The sequence below is a fragment of the Sorangium sp. So ce448 genome (genome assembly GCF_051520915.1).
Taxonomy (GTDB): Bacteria; Myxococcota_A; Polyangia; order Polyangiales; family Polyangiaceae; genus Sorangium; species Sorangium cellulosum_B.
In genome coordinates, this window is sequence record NZ_CP150343.1 from 6,450,198 (window position 1) to 6,474,737 (window position 24,540).

Sequence of the window (24,540 nt, forward strand, 5' to 3'; positions counted from 1 at the left end):
CAGGGCCCCGGCTCACCCGTGGCGCCCGAGGTTCGGCAGCGACCCGCGCGAGGCCTCGACCGCCGTCTCGCCGGCGCGGTCGAGCGCGTACTTGAAGAGGATCGGGCCGAACACCTCGTTCAGCGCCACGCACCCGACGACGAGCGCGCGGAAGCCGGCGCCGAGGCTCGGGAACGCGCGCTCGATGGTCAGGCTGATCCCGAGCGTCAGCCCGGCCTGCGAGACCAGCCCGCACCACGACCACCGCCGCAAGAGCGGCGGATCGTCCGCCAGCCGGTTGCCGATGCGGTTCGCGACCCACGTCACCAGGGCGCGCGAGACGCCGAAGAGCAGCGCGACAGGCCACATCTGCCGCAAGAGGGGCAGGTCGAGGTGCGCGCCGGCCGTCGCGAAGAACAGCACGAACACCACGCTCGCGGCGTCCTCGACCGCGTGCACCAGCTTCTCGCCCTGCTTCGACAGGTTCGCGACGACGAAGCCGGCCACCACGAAGACGAGCAGCGCGTCGAAGCGGAGGTACCGCAGCACCTCCGTCGCGCCGAAGCCGAGCGCAACGAACACGAGGATGAGCTGGCGGCCGATCAGCCGCATGTAGGCCGCGAGCGCGAGGCCGAGCGTCGTGCCGATCGAGATGCTCCCGAGGATCTCGCGGCCGAGCAGCTCCATCTCGTGCATCGACATCGTCGCGCCCGGCTCGAGGAGCGGCCGCACCGTGGAGAGCGCGACCGCCGTCACGACGATGACGATGATGTCCGACGTCATCACGAACGCGAGCGTGTGCATCGCGACGGGGCCGGTCGCGCGCGTCTGGGAGAGGATCCCGAGCACGGCCGAGGGGCTGCGGGTGACCGCGATGACGCCCCACAGGACGGCCACGCCGAGCGCCGCCGTGGTCGAGAGCTCGGCGGCGAACGGCACCAGCGAGCGCGCCGCGTAGAAGACGCCCGTCATCGCCACGAAGACGAGCACCGTCTGGACGAGGTTGTGCAGGAGGATGCTCTTCAGGCTCTTCTTGACGGCGTCGATCCGCAGCTCGGCGCCGCCCGCGAGCGCGATGAGCGCCAGCGCCAGCGCGTTGACCCGCGAGATCTCCTCCACGGCGTGGTGGTCGACGAGCTTCAAGACGTGCGGGCCGGCGACGATGCCCGCGAAGATGTAGCCCGAGATGTGCGGCAGGCGGAGCGGCTCGACGAGCTCGCTCGCGAGCGTGCCCGCGAGCAGGAGGAAGCCGATCGAAGCGACCGCCCCCGCGGGCCCGTGCTCGTGAGGGACCGCGCGCGTCGTGGCGTAGAGCAGCCCGAACAGGATCACGAGCGCGACGGCGTGCGTGAGGTGGTTCAGCGGCCCCTTGGGGGCCGACCCGTGATGGCGCGCGGAGGGCGCGCCCTGCTGCTCGGCGGGCGCGACCGGATCGGCCGGCGCGGCCGGGCCGGCGGTCGAGGCGGGCGAGACGGGCGAGACGGGCGAGACGGGCGAGACGTGCTCGACGTCAGGGAGTGCTGCGGCGCTCACGGTGACACCTCGTCGTTCCTCATCCCTCCCCCACGCTGCGCCGCGGGCGACGGAGGGCCGCCCCTCTCGCCTCCGTCGCCGGACGCGGCGCCGCGCCCGGCGCGGGCCAGGCCGCGGCCGAAGTAGAGCGACTCCCGCTCGGGCGCGGCGAGCTCGCCGGCCTTGCGGAGCGTGGCGCGGAGCGCCTGCGGCCCGACGAGCTCGCCGAACACGGCCGCGGCCGTCGCGGCGAAGAGGACGGTGTGCCCGACCGGGCCCGGAAAGCGCAGCGCGAAGGCGAGGCCGACGCTCATCGCCACCGCGCCGGACGAGAGCAGCCCGAGGCCGAGCCACGGCGACGTCTCGCGCGCGTCGGGCGACACGACGCGGAAGACGAGCCCGGTCGCGAGCTTGCCCACGAGCCTCGCCCCGAGCGCGATCGCCACGATCCAGGGCAGGAACGGCGCCGCCTTCGGGTTCACGTGCGCGCCCGCGAGCAGGAGCGCCGGCAGGATGACCGGCCGCTCGGTCGGCGCGACCATGGCGACGATCTCGTCGCGGTGCCGCGACAAGGCGGCGATCGTCACCCCCATCGCGAACGCCGCGAACAGCGGCGACAGGCCGACCCGGGCGCTCGTGCCCATCGTCAGCAGCGAGGCCCCGAGCAGCACGCCCCAGCTCTGGATCAGGCGGAAATCGCTCCCGAGGAGCACGACCGCGATCAGCCCGAGCACCACGCCGATGAGCGCCGTCACGACCGTCCACCCCCAGAACGGGATGGGCCACTGGGCCGTCGCCTGCGGGACGAGCGCGAACGCGCCGCCCATCATGAGCAGCGGGCCGAGATCGTCGCAGTCGGCGATGTCGGCGATGAGGTCCGAGAGCTTGCCGCTCGCGCTGTAGCGCTGCGTGACCCACAGCACGGCGTGCCGCGTCGTCTCGGCGGAGACGGCGCCCACGCCCGCCGCGAGCAGCGCGCGGTCGCCGCGCTCGAGCGAGGGAGCGCCGTGGGCCGCCGCGAACCAGACCGCGGCGGCCACCGCGCCGCCGGTCAGGAGGCTCATGAGCACGCAGAGCGCCATCCGGGACGGGCGCACGCGGCGGCTGCCGACGAAGCCGAAGTCGAGGCCGACGACCAGCGCGAGCCAGCCGAGCGCGACGCCCGCCACGGGCTCGAACGCGGCGAGCGACGAGGGCTCGAGCAGCCCGAGCGCCGAGGGCCCGAGCACGAAGCCGAGCACGACGTACTCGGCGCCGGAAGGGAGGCCGATGCCCCGGAGCACGCGGCCGCTGACGAGCGAGCTGCCGAGGTACGACAGCACGAGGAGCCCCATCAGGAGCCAGACGGCGTTCACGAGGCGGCGCTCCGGTCGGCCGGCGCGGGCGCGGCGCGCCGCGCGCCGCCGGAGGACGCCGGCGCGCGCCCGAGCCGGATGTCCGCGGCGACGAGGGCCTGCGCGACCGCGGTGAGCCAGCGGCTGCGCACGTCGTCGCCGTCGCAGGCCATCGTGGCCCGGAAATGAGCGCCCCCCTCGTCGATCGCGACGAGCGCGGCGCGGGCGCGGCTGCCGAGGCCCGAGCCCGTCTTCAGGAGCACCTCGCGCACCCGATCGAGATCGGCCGCGGGGTCGACGCTGATCTCGACGGCCACGACCGGAGGGCGGCCGCGGATGCGCGTCGGGTGGAACAGGCTGAGCAGGTGCGGCACGCGCACGACGCAGCCGTCCTCGTCCTCGAGGCGCGCCTCGAACAGCGTCAGCTCGCGGACCCGCCCGGCGCGGCCGCCCACGTCGGCGATGTCGCCGACGCGCAGGCGCCGCCCGTAGATGACCGAGAGGCCGACGGCCGCCGACGCGATGAGCGGCGTGCTGGCGAGCCCGGCCGCCGCGAGCACGACGAAGCCGATCCGCGTGAACGCCCCCTCGTCGGTGCCGGTGATGAGCGGGGCCGCGAGGAGCAGCGCGGCCACGAGGATGCCGAAGCGGACAAGGACGCCGGTGGCGACCGCGAGATCGGACGGGAGCCACCCCAGCGACGTCTCACCCCGGCTCACGCTCCCGAAGAACAGCCCCACGAAGCGGATGAGGACGATGACCGCGAGCGTCGCGAGGATCGCGAGCACGAGCACCGGGACGCTCCGCGCGATGCGCCCCATGAGATCCGACATGGGCGCGAGCACGAAGCCGGTGAGCTTCTCGCTGGTGCCGCGCGTGGAGGCGAACAGCGAGAGGGCGAAGAGGATCCAGATGTAGGCGATGCCCAGCCGGACGAGGACGCCGGCGGCGCCGAGCGCGACCGAGAGCGCGCCCTGCGATGCGGCGGGCCGGAGCATCTCGATGCCGCGGACGTGCAGCGCCGGGAGCCGCTCCGGGTGCTCGGCGACCCAGGCGCGCCCTCGCTCGACGAGCTCGCCGACCTTGCGGAGCAGGAGCAGCGCGATCAGCCCGGAGAAGACGAGCAGCGAGAACGAGAAGACGCTCGTCGCGAGGCGGCTCCGGCTCTGCTCCTTGGCGAGGACGTCGCGCACCGTGCCGGCGACCGCGGCGGCGTGGCCCGCGACCGTGGTGTGGCCCGCCGCCGCCGCGTCCTCGGGGCCGAGGTGGACGAGCGGGCGGTCGCCGACGTAGACGACCGCCACGCCGTCCTGCTCGTCGACGCGGACCTCGGGGACCGCCTTCTCCTGGGCGGCGCGCTCCAGCACGCGCGCCGCCTCACGGGCGCGCTCCGGGGGAGAGAGGCTGCCCCGGTGCACGCGGAGGGCGAAGACCGTCCTGCCGAGCAGCTCGACGCGCGCCTCGGGCTGCTCGACAGCGGGAGGCGAAGGCTGGGGGTCGGGAGCCGCCGGCTCGCCCTGGTCAACGGCCGGGGCCGGCGGCGCGACCGACGCGGACGCCGGCGCGACCGGCGCAGGCGGCGGCGCGGGAGGCCGCGCGACCGGGGCGGGCGCCAGCACGACCTGCGCGGACGCCGGCGGGGCCTCCGCGGGCGATGGCAAGACCTGTACGAGCGGCGGCTCGACCGGATCCGACGGAGGCGCGGCCTGCAACGGCGCGGGCGCGGCCGGCGGGGGCGCGAGCTGCGAGGGCGCGGGCGCAGCCTGCGACGGCGAGGGCACGGCTTGCGACGGCGCGAGAGCGGCTTGCGAGGGCGCGGGCGCGGCCGGCGACGGCGCGGGCGCGGCTTGCGAGGGCGCGGGCGCGGCCGGCGACGGCGCGGGCGCGGCCGGCGAGGACGCGGACGCGGCCGGCGACGGCGCGGGCGCGGCCAGCGCCGGCCCGGCGAACACAGCGCCAGCGGGAGCGATGAGGCCGGCAAGCGCGACCACGAGCGCGGGGAACAGCCTCTGCACGCAGGCACTCTCGGCCGGAGGCAGGCCGCCGGTCAAGCGGCGCAGGACGTGAAACGGCCTCGGCAGGCAGCCCGCGAGCCACGCGCCGTCGCCTCCACGAGCCACGCGCCGTCGCCTCCAGGCGATCACGCGCGCTCGAGTCCGCCCGGAATCCTCGATCTCCGCGCCCTCTCGATGATGGATCGCCTTGCCGCCGAGGCACGGCGCTGGCAGGGCGCCCGCGTGGCAAGGACCAACAGATCGGTGGCCCCGTCGCTGCTCGTGGGCGACATCGGAGGCACCAACACCCGGCTCGCGCTCTACAGCGCCTCCGGCGGCCGGCCCCTCTCCGAGGCCGTCTTCCGCAGCCGCGACCACGCGAGCTTCGAGGAGATCGCCCTCCCGTTCCTCGTGCGCAGCGACGCCCCCCACCCCGCCGTCGCCGTGCTCGGCGTCGCGGGCCCCATCAAGGACCAGGTCGCCACCGTCACGAACCTGCCCTGGCGCCTCGCGGAGCGCGAGCTGTCGCGCCGGCTCAAGATCGCGCGCGTGCTCCTGGTGAACGACCTCGTCGTCGGCGCCACGGGCTGCCTGCACGTCGCCCGCGCGTCCATCGAGCCGCTCACGGAGCGCAGGCCGCGGCCGAAGGGGAACAACGTGGCCGTCATCGCCGCCGGCACGGGGCTCGGCGAGGCCCGGCTCCTCTGGAATGGCGCCCGCCACGTCACGCTCCCGACGGAGGGAGGGCACGCCGACTTTGCCCCGCGCTCCGCGGTCGAGGCCGAGCTGTGGCAGTTCCTCGCCGAGCGCCACCCGGACCACGTGAGCTACGAGCGGGTCCTCTCGGGCGACGGGCTCGGCGCCCTCTTCGACTTCTTCGCCCGCGCCGCCCGCGTGCCGCGCGCGATCGAGCGCCGCCTCGCCGAGGGCGACCGCAACGCGGCGATCGCCGAGCTCGGGCTCGCCCGCGCGTTCCGGCCCGCCGCGCGCGCGGTCGACCTGTTCGTCGAGATCTACGGCGCCGAGGCCGGCAACCTCGCCCTGCGCGAGCTCGCGCTCGGCGGGGTCTTCGTCCTCGGGAACATCGCGAGGAACCTCGTCCCCCACAGGCGCGAGCTCTTCATGAAGTCCTTCGTGAAGAAGGGGCGCCTCACGCCGCTCCTCGAGGGGGTGCCCGTCGCGGTGATCACCGATCCCCTGGTCGGCGTGCGGGGCGCGCTCGCCGTCGCCAGAGAGCTCGCCGCCGCCGAGCAGCCCCGGGCCCGCGCGGCGTCCCGAAGGTCCTGACGCCCCCTGTCCTCGCGCCCATGACGGAGGCGTCGAGTCGCCCGCGCGACTCGATGCCTCCTATCGAGTCGGCGCCGTCGGTCCAAGGCGGATGAGCGCCAGTTCGCCCCGAGGTGCCGAGAGGCCCTATCGCGCGGCGCCGCCTCGTGTCGTGCAGGCTCCGAGCAGGAGCGGACGAGCTCCTCGCGCGTGGCCTCACGCGTGAGGCCACGCGTGAGGCCACGCGTAAATCGAGCGGCCGCGCGCGGCCTCGCGGCGTTGACACGTTGGTGCCATGGTGCTTTAAGACCGACACACCTGACGCTCGTACAGTCGGGGGAAAGAGAAAAGAAGGTCACGTCATGGCAACTTCGGTCGTTCTACCTGATGGGAAGATCCTCGCGCTGGAGAATGGCAACACGGCGTTCGACGCCGCCCGGGCCATCTCGCCGAGGCTCGCCGAGGCCGTCGTCGTCGCGCGCGTCGACGGGGAGATCCAGGACCTCCGCGTGCCCCTCCGGGACGGCGCGAAGCTGGAGTTGCTGAAGGCCGATACGCCCGAGGGCAGGGACACGATCAACCACTCCGCCGAGCACCTCCTGGCGACGGCCGTGCTGCGGCTGTTCCCGGGCGCCAAGGTCACCATGGGCCCGAAGAACCATGGTGACGAGTTCTATTACGACTTCGACGTTGCCGGCCGGACCTTCACCCCTTCCGATCTCGAGAACATCGAGGCCGAGGTAAAGAAGCTCATCGAGCAGAAGATCAAGTTCGATTGGCAGCTCGTCCCCAAGAAGGACGCGCTGGGCGTCTTCGAGGGGCTCGGGCAGAAGAACGAATACAAGACGGAGATCCTGTCCTGGATCCCCGAGGACAGCGTGTCGATCTACCGCTGCGGCGAGTTCGTGGATTTCTGCCGCGGCCCGCACCTGCCCCACGCGGGGTTCATCAAGGGGCTCAAGATCACGTCGTCCTCGGCGGCCTACTGGCGCGCCGACGCCACGAAGCAGTCGCTCCAGCGCGTGCGCGGCGTGGCCTTCCCCAACAAGGACGACCTCGACAAGTACGTGCGCCGCCTGGAGGAGGCGAAGAAGCGCGACCACAGGATCCTCGGGCGGGATCTCGAGCTCTACCTCGTCTCCGAGCGCTACGACACCCACGCGTACTCCGAGAAGGACGAGATCGACCTCTACGTCGGCGTGGACGCGGAGGCGCCCCTCGACCGCGCGCTCGTGGAGCACACCCTCGGCGCCGCGGCCTCGGCGTTCCCCGGGCGGACGATCCGGCGAACGGTGAAGTTCGGCGAGGCGCCGAAGGCGCCTCCGGGCGGTACGGGCGGCGGCGACGAGGCGCGCCCGCACCTGCACGTCCGGCTCCGCGGCGCGGCGGCGCCGGAGTCGAAGAGCGCCTTCAAGGCCGCGGTGAGCGCCCGGAAGGACGCCGACATCGAGGTGCACTTCGAGCCGCACTTCGTCGAGGAGATCGGGGCCGGCCTCGTCATGTGGCTCCCGAAGGGCGGGCTCCTGCGCACCATCATCGAGGACCAGTGGCGCAAGATGCACCTCGAGGAGGGCTACGACATCGTCTACTCGCCGCACATCGCCAAGGCGGACCTGTGGAAGACCTCGGGCCACTGGGACTTCTACCGGGAGGGGATGTTCTCCCCCATGTCGGTGGACGGCCACGACTACTGCTGCAAGCCGATGAATTGCCCGTTTCACATCCTCATGGTCAAGAGCCGGACGCGGAGCTACCGCGAGTTCCCGATGCGCCTCGCGGAGCTCGGGACGGTGTACCGGTACGAGGCCGCGGGCGTCATGCACGGCCTGATGCGCGTGCGGGGGTTCACCCAGGACGACGCGCACCTGTTCTGCCGCGCGGACCAGGTCGAGCAGGAGATCCACCGCGTGCTCCGCTTCATCCTGAAGATGCTCCGCACGTTCGGGTTCGAGCAGTTCGACATCAACCTCTCGACACGGCCGGAGAAGTACGTCGGCGGCCTGGAGGACTGGGCCAAGGCCGAAAGCACCCTCGCGGGGGCCCTCAAGGCCCTCGGCCTCGAGTACACGGTGGACCCGGGCGGCGGAGCGTTCTACGGGCCGAAGATCGACATCAAGCTGGTCGATGCGCTCGAGCGCAGGTGGCAGTGCTCGACGCTCCAGTACGACTTCAACAACCCCGAGCGCTTCACGCTCGGGTTCGTGAACGCCAAGGGAGAGCTCGAGCAGCCGATCATGCTCCACCGGGCGCTCCTCGGCTCGATCGAGCGGTTCATCGGCGTGCTCCTGGAGCACCACGCGGGCGCCCTGCCGGCCTGGCTCTCACCGGAGCAGGCGCGCGTCGTCACGGTGTCGGACAAACACAACGACCACGCCGAGCAGGTCACCCAGGCGCTGCGCGCTCACGGCATCCGGGCGAGCTTCGTCCGGAGCTCGGAGAAGCTCGGCGCGAAGATCCGCGAAGCGCAGGTCGAGAAGATCCCGCATATGCTCGTCATCGGCGACAAGGAGGTGGAGGCGAAGGGCGCCACCGTCCGGCTGCGTGACGGGAGCGACCGCGGCTTCATGAAGACCGAGGCGCTCGCGGAGTTCTTGCGCGAGCAGTGCGCGATCCCCGTCGTGACGTGACGTTACCCGGCCTGCGCGGCGGCGGCGTCGAGCAGCCAGACGAGCCGCCCGGCCCCGCCGCGCACGACCCGCGCCGGCACCTCGTCGGCCGGGCCGGGCAGCTTCGCCTGCGCCACGACCCCGCGCTTGCCCGCCCCGCGGGCCAGGAGCAGCTTCAGCCGCGCCTCCTGGATCACCGGCGCCGTCAGCGTGAGCCGCGGCTCCAGCCCCTTGTCCGGCTGCGCCGGGATCGCGGCGACCAGGCGGTCCTCGATGCCCGCGGCCCCCGTCCCGGGGAACAGCGAGGCCGTGTGCGCGTCGTCGCCGATCCCGAGCGTCATCACGTCGAACGAGACCGCCGACGCGACCCCGAACCGCGCCCGCAGGAGCCGCTCGTACCGCGCCGCGGCCCCGGCGAGGTCCGGCGACTCGCCCTCCATGCGGAAGAAGCGCTCCTCCGGGATGGCGGCCGCCGCCAGATCCCGGCGCGCGGCGCCGTAGTTCGAGCGGGGGTGATCGGGCGCGACCGCGCGCTCGTCCACCCAGAACCACTCGGTCTGCGCCCACGGGAGCGAGAGCGCCGCGAGCCGCTGGTACGCCTCCGACGGCGTGCTCCCGCCCGACAGCGCGACGCGCGCGACGCCGCGCGCCTCGACCGCCGCCGCGATGGCGCGCGCGATGAGCTCCGCCCCGAGCCGCGAGAGCTCCGCCGCGTCCGCCGCGACGAGGGTCTCCTCACCACCGTTCATCTCGGTCCTCCTGTCGGCCCTCGTCAAAGGGCGCTCCACTTCGCCGCGGCGAGCACCGCCTCGCGCAGCAGCCGATCGCCCTCCAGCGAGTCGATCGTCTTCGCCAGCACCCACGTCTCGTCCCGGTAGCCGAGCGGGTGCAGGTGCTCTGCCGAGCGCGCGCCCTCCATCGTCCACCGCACCGTGCCGGGCGCCTTGTCGAGCCGCACGCAGCCGAGCGTCAGCGGCTCGCCGCGCAGCGACGTCCACAGGCGCACGCCGTCGAGCCGCCGCCACGCCTGCGCGTCCGCCGACGGCCCGTCGATCAGCGCGATCTCGATCGGCGCCCCGTCCGCGCCGCGGGCGCGGCCGACCACGCTGCCGCCGGGCTGCGCGGGCCCCCGCGACTCGAACGTCCAGCCGAGCCGCGAGCCCATCCAGCCGAGGAACAGCGCCGCCGGATCCGGCTTCGCCCCCGCGCTGCGCGCGATCTCCACCCGCCGGATCGCCCGGGACGCCTCCGGCATGTCGTCGAAGAACCGGGCCACGAGCTCCCGGAACGAGAACGTCCGCACGAACGCCCGGTCCGCGAGCGGCGCCCTCGTCCCGCGCGCGACCTCCGCGATGCGCTCGATGCACGTCTCGGCCGAGTCGAACACCAGCCGATCGCAGATGGGCGCGAGCGCGTCGCCGAGCACGTTCGGCGCGCCAGGCGCGAGCTCGACGATCACGGCCACGTCGGAGATCGTGAGCGCGCTCACGACCGAAGCCACGCGCTCGGCCGCGGCCACCCCGAACGTGAGCTCCACGCGGTCGTAGCAGATCGGCACCTCGCCGGCGCGGCGGCACGTGGCCGACCAGTCGGCCTGGACGCTCGACGGGTCGAGCCGGTCGTCGAGCGTGATGAGCAGGGTGCGGCCGGCGTGCGTCTCGGCGAGGTCCTCGGCCTGCTCCTTCAGGCGTCCGACCTCGGCGCGGCTCCCCACCGCCACGAAATTGAGGGTCGACGCGCGCGTCTTCGGGGCCGGATCCGCCCGGGATTCGTCGGGCGCCGACCAGAACTCGGCGAGCTCCGACTCGACCCGCTTGATGACGTCGGCGACGCGGCTCACGGCCGCCTCCATGCCCGCTCCGGGGCCTTCCCCCCGTCGCCCGCTCCGCACACGGCGCGCACGTCATCGGACGACGGCTCGACGAGGGCGTCCGCCTCCGGCGGGCCCCAGCTGCCCGCGGCGTAGCGCGCGATCGGCGCGCCCTGCGTCCGCCACCCCTCGAAGATCGGATCGACGAAGCCCCACTGCGCCTCGACCTCGTCGGCGCGCGTGAACAGCGTGGCGTCGCCGCGCAACGCGTCGAGCAGGAGCCGCTCGTACGCCTCGGGCGTGCTGGAGCCGAACGCGGCGCCGTACCGGAAATCCATCGTGACGCCGCGGATCGCGATGCCGCCGCCCGGGATCTTCGCCGCGAAGCGGAGCGAGATGCCCTCGTCGGGCTGGAGGCGCATCACGAGCGCGTTCGGCTCCTCGGTGGCGCCGGGGGCGCCCTTGAACAGGCCGTGCGGGAGCGGCTTGAAGTGCAGCACCACCTCGGCCACCCGCTTCGCCAGCCGCTTGCCGGCGCGCAGGTAGAACGGCACGCCGCCCCAGCGCCAGCTGTCCAGGTGGAGCTTCATCGCCACGTAGGTCTCCGTCGTCGAGTCCTTCGCGACGTCCGGCTCCTCCGTGTAGCCGGGCACCTTCTCGCCGCGCACCATGCCGGGCGCATACTGCCCGCGCACCGTCGACGACAGCGCGTCCGGGCCCGCGATCGGCCGGAGCGAGCGGAGCACCTTCACCTTCTCGTCGCGCACCGCGTCGGCGTCCCACGACGACGGCGGCTCCATCGCGACCAGCGTCAGCAGCTGGAGCGCGTGGTTCTGCACGATGTCCCGCGTGATGCCGACCTTCTCGTAGAACTTGCCGCGCCCCTCGACGCCGATCTCCTCGGCCACGGTGATCTGCACGTGATCGACGTGCTGGCGCGACCAGAGCGGCTCGAAGATCGTGTTGCCGAACCGCAGGACGAGGAGGTTCTGGACGGTCTCCTTCCCGAGGTAGTGGTCGATCCGGTAGATCTGCGACTCCGCGAGGTGGGCGAGCAGGTCACGGTTGAGGGCGCGGGCGCTCTCCAGATCCTCGCCGAACGGCTTCTCGACGACGACGTGCTGGAACGGCGCGTCCTTCTCGTGCGACGGCGGCGCGATGAGGTTCGCCGCGCGCAGGCCGCGCACGATGGGCGCGAACTGGTCGGGGGCGACGGCCAGGTAGAAGACCCGGTTCTTGCGGGTGCCGCGCTCGGCGTCGAGCCGCTCGAGCTCCGCGGCGAGCCGGGTGTACGTCTCCGCCTCGTCGAACGACCCCTGGACGTAGCTGATGCCCTTCTCGAGCTCGCTCCAGGTCGCCTCCTCGAGCGGGCGCCGCGAGTGCTTCCCGACGGCCTCGCGCATCTCCTTGGCGAAGTCCGGCTTCGGGCGCCGCGCCACGCCGACGACGGCGAAGCCGCCGGTGAGGAGCCGGCTGAGCGTCAGGTTGTAGACCGCGGGCAGCAGCTTGCGCCGCGTCAGGTCGCCCGAGGCGCCAAAGATGACGAGCGCGGCCGGCGAGGCGGTGCGCTCCTCGGGCATCCCTTCGCGAAGCGGGTTCTTCTCGGCTTGGGTCATGGTGGGTGAGCTCCGGTCGGTGACGACGACGGGCACGATGCTCGCGCGCCTCCGCGGCGTAGGGTAGTCCCGATCGCACGCGCGGGCGCGGAACGATGCGAGAACGATGCCGGAGACCGCCCGCGCCGAGCGTGCCCGCCGGCTCGCGGCGCCCTTCCATCCGATCGCGACCGGTACTAGGCTCCTCCGCGCGATGGCCGCGCCGGTGCTCCCGCGAATCCGCGTCCCCCACCCCCACGTGCGAAGCGATAGCCAGGTGCTCGCCGGGAGCCCCCACGTCCTCGGGTCGCGCGTCCCGGTCCGGCGGCTCTGGGCGTGGCACCGCGGCGGCGCGTCGGTGGAGACGCTGCTCAAGCGGTACCCGAACCTCGGGCCCGCGCGCGTGCTCGACGCGCTCGCGTTCGCGTACGACAACCAGGACCTCATCGAGGCCGACATCGCGCGCGAGCAGCTGCTCTTCAAGAAGCAGGGCGGGCCCACGGTCGGCGCGCGCCCGCTTTCTCAGCTGAACCTCCCGTTCGACGAGGACGACGAGTGAGCGGCGCCCGGGAGGGCGCGGCGGGCAAGGGACGGGGCGCGCGGAGCGCGTGAGACGCCGCGGGCGAGATACCGTGCGCGCCATGGGAAGCCCCTCGGGCGAACTATATATGTGAAACGCCTCGCGCCACCTGCGATGCAAACCGCCGTCCCCGCGCGATGAGCTCAGCTTGATTCTTTACAGCCATCCTGACTTGGGGCAATGAGGGCCGTCCGTCGCTGGAGCCCGCGGTGCGGGGCTGCTCGGCATGACGAGTGACCGTCGCGCAGGATCGCGGCTGTCCCAGCTTTCAAGGTCGCGGCTGCTGGTGTAGGGTCCGCGCTCCATGGGGTACCGATCGAGGTGCCGGAGGGATTCTGAGATGAGCGTCAATCGATGGAAGTTGTTTGCGATGCCCGTGGCCCTTCTCGGCCTGGCTTCGCCTCTCCTCGTGAACTGCGGCGGCAAGGGGATCCCGGGTGCGGACAGCCTTCCTGGCCCCGCCGGTGACCTGGCGTCGGCCGCGGGCGGCTGCGAAGAGATGAAGAACGGCGGCATCGCGAACCTGAAGTTCGACGGCGGCGCCGAGGTCGAGGGCAAGATCAAGGGCTTCCTCGAGGCGGCTGCGTCGCTCGACAAGCTCACCGTCGCCATGGAGGCGGACCTCATCGCCTCGTGCGGCAAGCTCGGCAAGGACCTCGGCATGAGCGAGGCGGAGCTGAAGGCCGATCCGAGCGGCGGCAAGGGCGCCGAGAAGGTCTGCGGCGCGGTCTCGGCCAAGGTGAACGCCGCCGTGAAGGCGAACGCCGAGGCGAAGATCACCGTCCAGATCGATCCGCCGAAGTGCTACGCCGACATCACCGCCATGCAGAAGTGCCTCGGCGACTGCGGCTCGCCGGTGCAGCCCGGCAAGCTCGAGGCGAGCTGTGAGGGCGGCGAGATCAGCGGCAAGTGCGACGCCGAGTGCAAGGGCAAGTGCAGCGTCGAGGCCGGCGCGGCGTGCACCGGCACCTGCAACGCGAGCTGCTCGGGCAAGTGCGACGTCGGCTTCAAGGGCACCTGCGGCGGCAAGTGCGACGGCAAGTGCGACGGCAAGGAGTCGAAGGGCGCGGCGTGCGCCGGCTCCTGCGAGGGCAAGTGCGACGCCAAGGCCGAGGGGTCCTGCTCGGGCACCTGCGAGGGCAGCTGCTCCGGCTCCTGCGAGGTCAAGGCCGCGGCGAAGTGCTCGGGCTCCTGCTCCGGCGGCTGCAGCGCCGAGATCAAGGAGCCGAAGTGCTCGGGCGAGTTCAAGCCCCCGAGCGTCGACCCGAGCTGCCAGATGCAGTGCACGGCGAAGACCGCCGGCGAGGCGAAGTGCGATGCGCCGAACGTCCGCATCGTGGCGACCGGCAAGGTGAACGCGGACGCGCAGAAGCTCGTCGCCGCGCTCCGCACGTCGCTCCCGGCGATCGCGAAGGTGCAGCTCGGCTCCGGCAAGAAGCTGGCGGCGGCGGTGTCCGGCGTCGGCAAGGCGGGCGTCGAGGTGAAGGACGTGGCGCTCAAGGCCGGCGGCAAGGCGGTCGCCTGCGTCGCGGCCGCGGTCGACGCGTCGGCCAGCGCGACGGCCTCGATCGACGTCAACATCAAGGCGAGCGCGAGCGTCAGCGGCTCGGCGAGCGGTTCGGCCAGCGGCGGGACCTGATCCCCGGCGCGGCCTGAGCGCGGACGCGGCGGCGGTCCCCTCCCGGGGGCTGCCGCCGTCGTCATTTCAGGCGCCGAATCCGGGCTCGCGCCGCAGATCTGGGTGCGAGCTCACCTTTCCGGTCGCGGCGCGCGGGGCGCGATGGCCGAGATCGGCGCCGGATGCGCCGCCCAACGTTGCCGGCAGGTTTCTTGGCCAGACAGCCGCGATGCGGCAAGCCGTCAAAGCGGCGTGCCTCCGGCAGGCTGCCAGGCCATTGCGCGCTGTCGCGGCGCTCGTCCGGGGTATCATGGTGCGTCGGCGAACGATGACGGGGTACTCGGAAGGGCAGGAGCGATGGTCGGCGATCCCTTGATCGAGCGCGGCGCCAGGATCGGCGAGTACACGATCGCCGATCGCCTCGGCGAGGGCGGCTTCGGCGCCGTGTTCCGCGGCCGTGACGGGGCCGGAAACGACGCCGCCATCAAGATCTTCAAGGACGTGAGCGCCCAGAACGCCGGGCAGCTCTTCGCCCAGCAGAACGAGATCGAGGCGCTGCTCCGTCTGCGCCACCCCTCGCTCGTCAAGCTCTCCTCGTACGGCGTCCTGGACGGTGTGGGTCTCTACCTGGCGATGGAGCTCGTGCAGGGCGAGACGCTCGACCGGTACCTCGCACGGATGGGCTCGCTCGACACGATCGAGGCCCTGCGCATCGCGCGCCGCGTGGCCGAGGCGCTCGCGCACTGCCACGCGCTCAACGTCCTCCACCTCGACCTCAAGCCGAGCAACATCGTCCTCACCGATCCGTACGAGCCCCGGCTCAAGATCCTCGATTTCGGCCTGGCGACGCTCACCGTGAGCTTCCAGCCCGAGCACACCCGCGTCAACGCGGGCACCATCGCGTACCTGGCGCCCGAGTGCCTGAAGCGCGGCGCGCTCGGGCGCCCGAGCCCCCGGATGGACCTCTACGCGGTCGGCGTCATGCTCTACGAGCTGCTCGCCGGCCGGCTCCCGTTCTCGGACGGCACCGTCAACAGCGTCATCAACCAGAAGGTCTACGGCACGCTCGTGCCGCTCGCCCACGCGGCGCCCGAGACGCCGGCGCCCGTCGTCGCGCTCGTCGAGGAGCTCCTGGAGCGCGACCCGGCGCGGCGCTTTTCCAGCGCGGCCCGGCTCTGCGCGCGGCTCAAGGAGCTCTATTACATCACGCTCCACGGCACCTCGCAGCCCCCGGCCGGGGCCGAGGCCGAGGCGCCCGAGCGCGACTCCGGCGCGCCGGAGACCTTCGACGACGCGCACGACGCGCCGTTCGTCGGCCGCGAGCAGGAGCTCGGGCGGCTCATCGAGCTCGTCCAGGGCGCGGTGCGCGGCGAGCCGCGGCCGGCCGTGGTGGTCGGCGACACGGGCGTCGGCAAGAGCCGCCTCGTCGCCGAGCTGCTCCGGAGCGCCGAGCAGGCGGGCACGGCGATCGTCGCGTACGGCCGGTGCAGGGAGCTCTCCGGGCTCGTGCCCTACTCCGCGATCCGCGAGGCGCTGACGCAGATCGCGCTCTGGCTGGAGCGGCACGGCGACAGCCGGGCGGCGCGCATCCGCCGGCTGGTGAGCCTCGTGATCGCCGATGACGCCGCCCTCCTCCGGGGGCTCGTGCCGGAGCTGACGCGCGCGGTCGGGCTCGCCGACGAGGGCGGCGCCATCGGCCCGGGCGGCACGCGCTGGGTCGCCGAGCTGATCCTGCGGCTGCTCGGCGCGATCTCCGAGGAGATCCCGGTCGTCCTCGCGATCGAGGACGTGCACTGGGCCGACGAGGCGACGCAGGAGGTGCTGCTGCGCCTCTCGGATCAGCTCGGCGAGATGCCGGTGCTGCTGCTCGGCACGGCGCGGCCGCCCTTCGCTCGCGGCTCGTCGCTGCCTCCGCCCGGCTCGTCGCTGCCTCCGCCCGGCTCGTCCGCGCTGCGCGGCCCGGGCTCGTCGCCGATGACGCCGCGCACGGCGGGGTGGCTCGCGTGGAAGGACGTCGAGCGCCTCGACCTCGGCCCGCTCCGGCCCGAGGCGAACCGGGCGCTCCTCTCCGCGCTCGGCCGCGGCGCGGGGGACGACCTCGTCCAGGAGCTCGTGCGCCGCGTCCCGCTGCTCGCCGCGGGCAACCCGCTCTTCAACATCCAGGTCGTCCGCAACATGGAGACCGAGGGCTTCCTGCAGCGCAGCCGGAGCGGCGCGCTCGAGATCTCCCGCGCCGACGCGCATTACCTCGCGCCCGCGTCGGTCTCGGACGTCCTCTCGCGCAGCATCGACGCGCTCGATCCCACGACGGTCCAGGTCCTCGGCGTCGCCGCGCTCATCGGCCGCCAGTTCCTGCGCGACGATCTGGTCGAGCTCGGGCTCTTCGACCCGGCGGAGGTCGACAGCGCCCTGCGCGACGCCGCGGCGCACTACGTCTGCCTCGGCGAGGACGGAGGCCTCGCGTCGTTCTCGCACGACGCGGCGCGCGAGCAGCTCGCCGCCCGCGTGCCGCCTGACGAGCGCCCCGACTACCACGGGCGCATCGCGCGGCGCATCGAGCTGCGCGGCGGCGATCCGGGGACGCTCGCGCACCACGTCGAGCGCGCCGGCGAGCTCGACCGCGCCGCGTCGACGTACCTGCTCGCGGCGGGCGAGGCCGATCGGCTCCAGGATCCGCACGGCGCCAGCCGCCGGCTGAAGCAGGCGCTCGCGCTGCTCGAGCGGCTGCCGCTCGACCCGGCGCGGATCGAGCTCAGGGCCCGCTGCGCGCACGAGCTCGCGCGCGTGGCGTGCCTGCTCGGCAGCACGGCGGAGCCGCTCGATCTGCTCCGCCGCACGCAGGGGGCGCTGCCGGAGACGCCGCTCGTCACGGCGGCCCTCTCCAGCGCGCTGTCGCGCGTGCACTACGTGCGGGGCGAGTTCGCCGACGCGGTGGCCCACAGCCGCAAGGCGCTCGAGGCGATCGGCGCGAGCCCGGAGCTGCGCCCGTACCAGTGCCTGCCAGCGAACATCCTCGGGCGCGCGCTGTGCGCGGCCGGCAAGGTGGGCCCGGCGACCGAGCCGCTCCGCCGCGGCTGCGAGCTCGCCGAGGCGGCGGGCGAGTACGTCGAGCTCTGCCACTCGCGCGGCATCCTCTGCGTCGCGCTGAGCCAGTCCGGCTCCTACGCCGAGGCAGAGCAGAACGCCGCGGACGCCGCGCGCCTCGCCGAGCGCCTGCGCGACCCGGTGCGGCTGCTCGGCACGTGGTTCTACCACGCGGTGCTCGCGGAGGGCCGGTTCGACTGGGATCTCGGGGTCCGGTCGACAGCGCAGCTGCTCTCGTACGCCGAGGAGCACGGCCTGAGCGGGCTCTACCTGTACATGGGGACGATGTACGCGGGCCGGCACCAGTTCCACATGGGCCAGCTCACGCGGGCCCGCGTGTTGATCGCGAACGCCGTCAACCTGAGCGGCGTGCTGGGCATCGGCATGGGGCGCGGCTGGGCGGAGGGGTACCTGGGCGACGTGTACTTCGTGCAGGGCCTGCTTCGCGAGGCGCTCGCCGCCTACGAGCGGGCGATCGAGATCGGCTCGGCGGGGACGGGCGACGCGTACGCCGTGAGCCTCGGCCGGGTCGGCCGGATGCACGCGCGGGCGCTGCTCGCCGACGACGCCGGCGACGCCGCCCAGGCCGGCGAGCTCGCCGCGTACGGCCGGGAGACGCTCGATCTCATCCGCGCCTCGGGCAACCGGACGCTGCTCGTGACGGCGCTCGAGCGTCACGCCGAGGCGCTCGACGCGCTGGGCGACGGGGGGGCTGCGCGCGGCGTCCGCGCCGAGCGCGCGGCGCTCGTCGAGGAGCTCGGCCTGACGGATCCGACGTTCTGGCCGCGCGTCCCGGCCGAGGCGGCGTTCCAGGGCCCCCCGCGGGCGTACTGGGCCGATCTGCCGCGCGAGGTCCGGAGCGCGGGCCCGAGCAACGTCGGCACGACGGAGGTCGTGGCCGCGACGGTGGCGGAGCTCGCGGCGGCGGCGACGATCGCGGTCCCGGAGGAGGAGCTCGGCGGGCCGACGATCGTGGCGATCCCGCGCCTCCGCCACGTCACGCTGCTGGAGACGCTGGCCTCGGTGGAGGGCTTCGTCCCCCGCTTCGACGGGCCGGAGGCCCCGCCGGTCGCCAAGTGACGGCGGAGGACGGCGGCACCACGCGGGCGGGGCTGCGCGAGCAGGGATCCGCGGCCGCTGCGGAGGTCGCCTCGACGGCCGGCGGTGGGCGTGATGCGCGCTGCGCGGGCGCTGCCACGGCGCCGGCCGGCGCGGTCGAGGTGGTGCGCACGGCGCTCGCCCACGCCTGGGCGATGCTGTTCCTCGTCGTGCTGCTCCCTGTCGGCCTGCTCTGTTTTCCCTTCGATCCCCGGCAGCGCATGCACGACCGGCTCTCGGTCGTCTGGGCGCGCGGGGCGCTCTGGCTGGTCGGCGTGCGCGTCGAGGCCGAGGGCGTCCAGCACGCGCGGCCGGGGGAGCGGTACGTGATCGCGGCGAACCACCAGAGCACGCTCGACATCCTCGCGTTGCTCGTGGTGCTCCAGGGGCGCACGCCGCTCCGGTTCCTGGCGAAGCGCGCGCTGTTCCGCGTGCCGGTGCTGGGCTGGGGCATGCGCCTGTACGGCCACACGCCTGTCGACCGGCGGCGCGCCCGCGGCGCGATCGCGGATCTCGGCGAGGCGCAGCGCAACGTGATGCGGCGGTGGTCGACGATGTTCTTCCCCGAGGGCACGCGGAGCGCGACGGGCCGGCTCCTGCCCTTCCGGCTGGGCGCGTTCCGGACCGCCTCGGCCGCGGGCGCGCGCGTCCTGCCGGTGACCGTCGACGGCGCGGGCGCGCTGCAGCCAAAGGGACGTTATGCCGCCGCGCCCGGCGTCGTGCGGGTCGTTGTGCACCCGCCGCTCGACCCGCCGGGGGCGTCGCTCGAGGCGCTGCACGCCTCGATGGAGGCGTGCAGATCCGCCGTGGCGTCGGCGTTGCCGGAGGCGCTCCGGGAGGGGGGCGAGGCGGCCGCTCGCCCGGAGCGCGCCGGACTGCGTCGCTGAGACGGGCACCACGGCAGTCCGGAGTCGCCGGGTCGAGCTTCAGCTCTCCCGGGCGGCTCCCGGCAGCCTCGGACCCGAGCTAGCCGCCGCCGGGCAGCTTGCCGAACCGCTGTTCGTACTCGGCCAGCCGCGCTGCGAGGAGCGTCGCCTCGTGCTGCGCCGCGCGTGCCCGCTCCCCTGCGGCCCGCGCCTGCTCCTCGGTGGCCCGCGCCTGCTCCTCGCCCGTGGGTACCACGCGCCCTTCCGGGTCGAGCCAGCGCAGCCAGTCGGCCTCGAGGCCGTGGTAGGTGCCGCGGCGGACGCCGAGCCCGAGGTGAAGCCGCGGGCTCGCCACGTCGCCGCCCGCGCCGGGCGCGACAGGCACGTACGCCATCGTGGCGAGATCGAGCGCATAGGCCTCGAGGACGCCTGTGAACGGATCGAACAGGTAGTACTCGGGCACGCGCAGGAGCTTCGCGTAGATCCGCATCTTGTCGGTGCGATCGACCTTCTCGGTGCTCTCCGAGAGCAGCTCGATCACCACGTCGGGCGTCCTTCCGTCCTCTTGCCAGACGACCCAGGACTTGCGCTCGCGCCTCACCGTGTCGAGCACCACGAAGACGTCCGGCCCGCGGAAATCGTTCTTCTTTGCCTGGAGCTCGCTGAAGTAGACGGCCATGTTGCCGCCGACGTACACGTCGTCGCGCTCCTTCCACAGCAGATCCAGCGCCTCGATGAGGAGGTCCATCTGCTTGCGATGCCGCTCGGACTCCATCGGCTCCCCGTCGTCGTACGGCAGCTCGTCCTCGCCGGGCGGCGGGATCGGGACGAACGAGGTGTCGCTCTGAAAGGCCATGCGTCGCTCCTCCAGGGAGAGTACCGCTCGTCGCCCTCGCCGTCGAACGCGTCGCGGAGGCCCCCCGTACCACGGCCCCCCACCGGCCGCGACGGAGCTCCGTGACGATGCCAGGGCACCGACGGCGCGCCGCTCCCGGCTCGGCCTGCCGCCCTGCGCCGCGTCGACAAGCGCACTTCAGAAGAACTCTGCATGACAAACTTCGGGACGAGCGCGCAATGACGCACAAGCGCGGCCCGAGTCCGCGAGCTCTTGGAGCGAATCACCCGCTCTTCGCGCGAATCGCGAGCTCTTCACTCCATCCTCTCGCGGCTGTCAGTGAATTTTCGTCCTTCTTCGAATCCCCTCCGGAGGCACGACGCCGCCGCGCCCGCCGGGCACGCGCCTGACCAGGCGCTGCACCAGGCTCAGGAGCGCCCTTATTTTTTGACCCTTTTTTGACCATGACCGCCCCGTCGCACCTCATCCGTCCTGAGGTTCCCGTATATAAGAGCTCATTACAGACTCATGGCAGACCCCCGCATCAAACCTCAGCTCGTGGTGATCGGCTGCTCGGCGGGCGGTATCCAGACCCTCAGCGCGCTCGTCTCCACGTTCAGGGCGCCGTTCCCGGCGCCTATCGTGATCGCCCAGCACCTCGACCCCCGGCGGCCCAGCCACCTCGTCGACGTGCTGGCCCGCCGCAGCGCGCTGCCCGTCCGCACCGTCGCCACGGTCTCCCCGCTCGAGGACGGCGTCATTTACGTCGTGCCCTCGGGGCGCGACGTGGAGATCAGCGACCACGAGCTCCGGCTCCGGCCCGACAGCACCGATCGACCCAAGCCGTCCGTCGACATGCTCTTCCGCACCGCGGCGGAGGCCTTCGGCGAGGGCCTCGTCGCCGTCATCCTGACCGGCAGCGGCTCCGACGGCAGCGCCGGCGCGCTCCACGTCAAGAAGGGCGGCGGCACCGTCATCATCGAGAACCCCCAGACGGCGAGCTTCCCGGGCATGCCCGAGTCGCTGGCCCCGAGCACCGTCGACATCGTGGCCGATCTCGATCGGATCGGGCCCATCCTCAACGATCTGCTCGCGGGCTCGTACGTCGAGCCCCCCGCGGACGACGAGAAGCGGCTCCAGGAGCTCCTCGATGTCGTGCGCGAGCGGAGCGGGATCGATTTCAGGAAGTACAAGCAGGCGACCATCCTGCGCCGGCTCCGGCGCAGGATGGCGGCCACGAACACGGAGTCCATCGAGGCCTACCGGCAGCACCTCGCCGAGCACCCCGACGAGCTCCAGCGGCTCATCAACAGCTTCCTTATCAAGGTCACCGAGTTCATGCGCGACCCCGATCTCTTCGCGCAGCTCCGGGACGTGATCCTGCCCGGGCTCATCGCGCACGCCCGCAGCGACAACAAGGCGCTGCGGATCTGGTCGGCCGGGTGCGCCACCGGCGAGGAGGCGTACTCGCTCGCCATCCTGATCAGCGAGCTGCTCGGGGACGAGCTCGACGCCTTCAACATCCGCATCTTCTCGACCGACGTCGACAGCGAGGCGATCGCGTTCGCCCGCCGTGGGGTCTACGCGGCGAGCGCCGTCGAGGACCTGCCCCACGGCCTGCTCGATCGCTACTTCGTCGCGGTCGACGGTCAGTACCAGGTCAAGAAGCGTATCCGCAGCCTCACCGTCTTCGGCGAGCACGACCTCGGCCAGCGCGCGCCCTTCCCGCACCTCGATCTGGTGGTGTGCCGCAACGTGCTCATCTACTTCACGAGCGACCTCCAGCGCCGCACGCTGCACCTCTTCGCCTTCTCCCTGCGAGAAGGCGGCTACCTCGTGCTCGGCAAGGCCGAGACGACGAGCCCGCTCAGCGAGTACTTCGTCCCCCACGACATCCACTACAAGATCTACGTGCGCCGCGGCGAGCGCATCCTCATCCCCCCCGGGCCCTCCCTCCCCCCCGTGCTGACCAGGCGCGCTCCCCGCGGCAAGAGCCCCCTCTTGAACATGCGGCCCCTCAGGGAGCAGCCGCGCGCCCGCCTGTCCATCGACCTGCTTCTATCGGGCTTCCGCCAGGGCATCGTGGTCATCGACAGCCGCTACGACATCCTGGAGATCAACTTTGCCGCGCGGCGCCTGCTCGGCATCCACGGCACGGCGCTCGGGCAGGACTTCGTGCACCTGGCGCAGGTCATCCCCCACCGGCCGCTGCTCGACGCCATCGACGCCGCCTTCCGGGGCGAGGCGCGTGACCTGATCGAGATCACCCTCGATCCGACGCCGCAAGGCGAGCGGACCACCATCCAGCTCTCCTGCCTCGCGCCCCAGATCGAGCTCGACCCGAGCAAGCTCGCCGTCGCGCTGCTGGTGATCGAGGACGTCACCGCGGCGGTGCGGCGCCGGGAGGCCAGCGACGACGCGATCGCCCAGGGGGCGCAGCTCCGGGCGGAGCTCGATCGGACGGCGGCCGAGCTCGTTCGCCTGCGCTCCGAGCTCGACGCGCAGACCGCCGCGCGCTCGCAGGTCGAGCGCGCCGGCGAGGCGGACAGGCTGATGATCCGGCGGCTGTCGGAGCAGAACCGTCAGCTGCTCCGGGCCAACGAGGAGCTCACGTCGGCGCACGAGCAGCTCCGCGCCCTGAACGAGGAGCTGATGGTCTCCACCGAGGAGGCGCAGGCCGCCATGGAGGAGGTCGAGACGCTGAACGAGGAGTTCCAGGCGACCAACGAGGAGCTGGAGACCGTCAACGAGGAGCTCCAGGCGACGATCGAGGAGCTGAACACGACGAACGCCGATCTCGAGGCGAGGAGCCGCGAGATCCAGGATCTGTCCGCGCCGATCGAGAACGAGCGGGCGCGGCTCTCCGCGATCCTGCACAGCATGGGCGACGCGCTCCTCGTGGTCGACGGCGCCGGGCGTCCGGTGCTCACGAACGACGCGTATTTCACGATGTTCGGTGAGGGTCGGCCCGTCGCGATGGACGAGAAGGGCCGGCTGCTGCCCGCCCACGACGCGCCGGAGCAGCGGGCCGCGCGAGGCGAGAAGTTCCAGATCGAGTTCTCCATCCCGGGCCCTGGCGGCGCGAGCCGGCACTTCGAGGCCACCGGCCAGCCCATCGCCACCGGCAGCCCGCACCCCGCAGAGACGGCCGAGCGCGGCGTGATCGTCATCCGCGACATCACGGACCGGAGCCTCCGCAAGCTGCAGGATCGCTTCATCGCGATGGCGAGCCACGAGCTCCGCACGCCGCTCGTGCCCCTCCACGGCTACCTCGACATGCTGCTCAGCCTGCTCCCCACGGACGGTGACGCACGCTTTCACCGCTTCGCCTCGCTCGCCCGCACCCAGAGCCAGCGCCTCGCGCGGCTTGTCGATGATCTCGTGAGCGCGAGCCGCATCCAGACCGGGAAGTTCGAGCTCCAGATCGAGGACGTGGACCTCGTCCCGCTGGTCGCGAGCACCGCCGAGGGCGCCCAGTCGCTCGCGGCGACGCCGAAGATCCACGTCGTGCTGCCCCCCGGCACGGCGGAGCCGCTCGTGGTGAAGGGCGACGCCGCGCGCCTGGAGCAGGTTCTCATGAACCTGATCGTCAACGCCTTCAAGCACGCGAACGGCACCCCCCAGCTCGAGGTGCGATTGCGGCGCGCAGGCGGGGGCGCCGAGCTCGACGTGGAGGACTACGGCCCGGGGATCCCCGCGGCCAACCTGCCTCACCTATTCTCGAGCTTTTACCAGGTGGAGAGAGGCGGCCACCCCTCCGGCGGAGGCATGGGCCTCGGGCTCTTCATTTGCAGGGAGATCATCAGGGCGCACGGCGGCCAGATCTTTGTGCGCAGCGCGGAAGGCAAGGGGGCGACCTTCACGGTCAGGCTGCCGCTGATCGAGGACCGACAAGCACACGACTGACGCGCTGAATCGACGCCGCTCTCCTGCGCTCGCGCGCGGCCGGTCGAGCGGCGCTGCGGAAGGGACCAGGCCCATGAAGGGGACGATCTTGGTGGTGGAAGACGACCTGGACTCGAGCAACATGCTCCGGGAGCTGCTGGGGATGGCCGACTATGCCGTCGAGTCGGCCGAGACAGCCGACGAGGCGATCGCCGCGTTGACGGAGCGGCGCTACGACGCCGCGTTGCTCGATCTCACCGTGTCCGGCGCGACGACAGAGGAGCTGATCGAGCGGCTGCGGGGCCTGTCGGATCGGCCGCCCATCGTGCTCTTCTCGGCGCGGACGCCCGATGATCTCCGGACAGCGGCCGAGCAGCTCAAGGCGGCCGCCGTGATCCGGAAGCCGGCGAGCATGGGCGTGCTCCTCTCCACCATGGCGCGGGTGGTCCGCCCGCCTTCGTAGGCGGCGCCTGCGCGC

General features: G+C 72.8%; 15 protein-coding genes. 8 read left to right on the top strand and 7 right to left on the bottom strand.

What is annotated here, in order from left to right:
* Positions 1-12 precede the first annotated feature (12 nt).
* Genes WMF45_RS24280 through WMF45_RS24290 form a run of 3 tightly spaced genes read right to left on the bottom strand, consistent with a single transcriptional unit; the run spans position 13 to position 3,823 of the window.
* Entirely contained in the window at positions 13-1,512 is a 1,500-nt protein-coding gene (locus tag WMF45_RS24280) for a cation:proton antiporter (protein WP_437719213.1), read from the bottom strand.
* On the bottom strand, positions 1,509-2,846 hold the full coding sequence (locus tag WMF45_RS24285; RefSeq protein WP_437719214.1) for a cation:proton antiporter: 1,338 nt from the start codon (positions 2,844-2,846) through the stop codon (positions 1,509-1,511). Before WMF45_RS24285 ends, WMF45_RS24280 begins: the two co-directional genes overlap by 4 nt.
* Complete coding sequence (locus tag WMF45_RS24290) at positions 2,843-3,823, bottom strand: mechanosensitive ion channel domain-containing protein (protein WP_437719578.1); 981 nt, start codon at positions 3,821-3,823, stop codon at positions 2,843-2,845. The genes WMF45_RS24285 and WMF45_RS24290 overlap by 4 nt, the downstream gene beginning before the upstream one ends.
* Positions 3,824-5,062: 1,239 nt before the next feature.
* Here WMF45_RS24290 and WMF45_RS24295 point away from each other — a divergent pair.
* Together WMF45_RS24295 and thrS are read left to right on the top strand one after the other, a co-directional pair.
* Positions 5,063-6,106, top strand: coding sequence for a glucokinase (locus tag WMF45_RS24295; RefSeq protein ID WP_437719215.1), 1,044 nt, complete (start codon positions 5,063-5,065; stop codon positions 6,104-6,106).
* 341 nt (positions 6,107-6,447) lie between these two features.
* On the top strand, positions 6,448-8,712 hold the full coding sequence (gene thrS, locus WMF45_RS24300) for a threonine--tRNA ligase (protein ID WP_437719216.1): 2,265 nt from the start codon (positions 6,448-6,450) through the stop codon (positions 8,710-8,712).
* 2 nt (positions 8,713-8,714) lie between these two features.
* On the opposite strand, the gene pgl is transcribed toward thrS, so the two are convergent.
* Genes pgl through zwf form a run of 3 tightly spaced genes read right to left on the bottom strand, consistent with a single transcriptional unit; the run spans position 8,715 to position 12,117 of the window.
* Positions 8,715-9,440: a 6-phosphogluconolactonase gene (gene pgl / locus WMF45_RS24305; RefSeq protein ID WP_437719217.1), complete on the bottom strand. Its 726-nt coding sequence runs from the start codon at positions 9,438-9,440 to the stop codon at positions 8,715-8,717.
* Between the two features lie 23 nt (positions 9,441-9,463).
* On the bottom strand, positions 9,464-10,531 hold the full coding sequence (locus WMF45_RS24310) for a glucose-6-phosphate dehydrogenase assembly protein OpcA (protein ID WP_437719218.1): 1,068 nt from the start codon (positions 10,529-10,531) through the stop codon (positions 9,464-9,466).
* Positions 10,528-12,117, bottom strand: coding sequence for a glucose-6-phosphate dehydrogenase (zwf, locus tag WMF45_RS24315; RefSeq protein ID WP_437719219.1), 1,590 nt, complete (start codon positions 12,115-12,117; stop codon positions 10,528-10,530). Before zwf ends, WMF45_RS24310 begins: the two co-directional genes overlap by 4 nt.
* Before the next feature lie 106 nt (positions 12,118-12,223).
* On the opposite strand from zwf, the gene WMF45_RS24320 reads away from it, so the two are divergent.
* From WMF45_RS24320 to WMF45_RS24335, 4 genes are all read left to right on the top strand, one after another.
* Positions 12,224-12,655, top strand: a complete 432-nt coding sequence (locus WMF45_RS24320; protein WP_437719220.1) for a DUF433 domain-containing protein — start codon at positions 12,224-12,226, stop codon at positions 12,653-12,655.
* A 361-nt stretch (positions 12,656-13,016) separates the two neighbouring features.
* Positions 13,017-14,315 (top strand): hypothetical protein, encoded by a 1,299-nt coding sequence (locus tag WMF45_RS24325; RefSeq protein ID WP_437719221.1) that lies wholly within the window; start codon positions 13,017-13,019, stop codon positions 14,313-14,315.
* A 336-nt stretch (positions 14,316-14,651) separates the two neighbouring features.
* Positions 14,652-18,458: a serine/threonine-protein kinase gene (locus WMF45_RS24330; protein ID WP_437719222.1), complete on the top strand. Its 3,807-nt coding sequence runs from the start codon at positions 14,652-14,654 to the stop codon at positions 18,456-18,458.
* Entirely contained in the window at positions 18,455-19,363 is a 909-nt protein-coding gene (locus WMF45_RS24335) for a lysophospholipid acyltransferase family protein (RefSeq protein ID WP_437719223.1), read from the top strand. Before WMF45_RS24330 ends, WMF45_RS24335 begins: the two co-directional genes overlap by 4 nt.
* 79 nt (positions 19,364-19,442) lie before the next feature.
* Here WMF45_RS24335 and WMF45_RS24340 read toward each other — a convergent pair whose 3' ends face one another.
* Positions 19,443-20,198, bottom strand: coding sequence for a Uma2 family endonuclease (locus WMF45_RS24340; protein WP_437719224.1), 756 nt, complete (start codon positions 20,196-20,198; stop codon positions 19,443-19,445).
* A gap of 507 nt (positions 20,199-20,705) precedes the next feature.
* On the opposite strand from WMF45_RS24340, the gene WMF45_RS24345 reads away from it, so the two are divergent.
* Positions 20,706-24,083 (top strand): CheR family methyltransferase, encoded by a 3,378-nt coding sequence (locus WMF45_RS24345; RefSeq protein WP_437719225.1) that lies wholly within the window; start codon positions 20,706-20,708, stop codon positions 24,081-24,083.
* A gap of 73 nt (positions 24,084-24,156) precedes the next feature.
* The gene (locus WMF45_RS24350; RefSeq protein ID WP_437719226.1) at positions 24,157-24,525 is read left to right on the top strand and encodes a response regulator; all 369 of its coding nucleotides are present in this window, start codon (positions 24,157-24,159) and stop codon (positions 24,523-24,525) included.
* Positions 24,526-24,540 lie beyond the last annotated feature (15 nt).

Excerpts from the sequence above, each read along its gene's own strand:
- WMF45_RS24290 (WP_437719578.1), bottom strand. The coding sequence starts at position 3,823 with ATGCTCCGGCCCGCCGCATCGCAGGGCGCGCTCTCGGTCGCGCTCGGC.
- thrS (WP_437719216.1), top strand. The coding sequence starts at position 6,448 with ATGGCAACTTCGGTCGTTCTACCTGATGGGAAGATCCTCGCGCTGGAG.
- pgl (WP_437719217.1), bottom strand. The coding sequence starts at position 9,440 with ATGAACGGTGGTGAGGAGACCCTCGTCGCGGCGGACGCGGCGGAGCTC.
- zwf (WP_437719219.1), bottom strand. The coding sequence starts at position 12,117 with ATGACCCAAGCCGAGAAGAACCCGCTTCGCGAAGGGATGCCCGAGGAG.
- WMF45_RS24320 (WP_437719220.1), top strand. The coding sequence starts at position 12,224 with ATGCCGGAGACCGCCCGCGCCGAGCGTGCCCGCCGGCTCGCGGCGCCC.
- WMF45_RS24325 (WP_437719221.1), top strand. The coding sequence starts at position 13,017 with ATGAGCGTCAATCGATGGAAGTTGTTTGCGATGCCCGTGGCCCTTCTC.
- WMF45_RS24330 (WP_437719222.1), top strand. The coding sequence starts at position 14,652 with ATGGTCGGCGATCCCTTGATCGAGCGCGGCGCCAGGATCGGCGAGTAC.
- WMF45_RS24340 (WP_437719224.1), bottom strand. The coding sequence starts at position 20,198 with ATGGCCTTTCAGAGCGACACCTCGTTCGTCCCGATCCCGCCGCCCGGC.
- WMF45_RS24345 (WP_437719225.1), top strand. The coding sequence starts at position 20,706 with ATGGCAGACCCCCGCATCAAACCTCAGCTCGTGGTGATCGGCTGCTCG.
- WMF45_RS24350 (WP_437719226.1), top strand. The coding sequence starts at position 24,157 with ATGAAGGGGACGATCTTGGTGGTGGAAGACGACCTGGACTCGAGCAAC.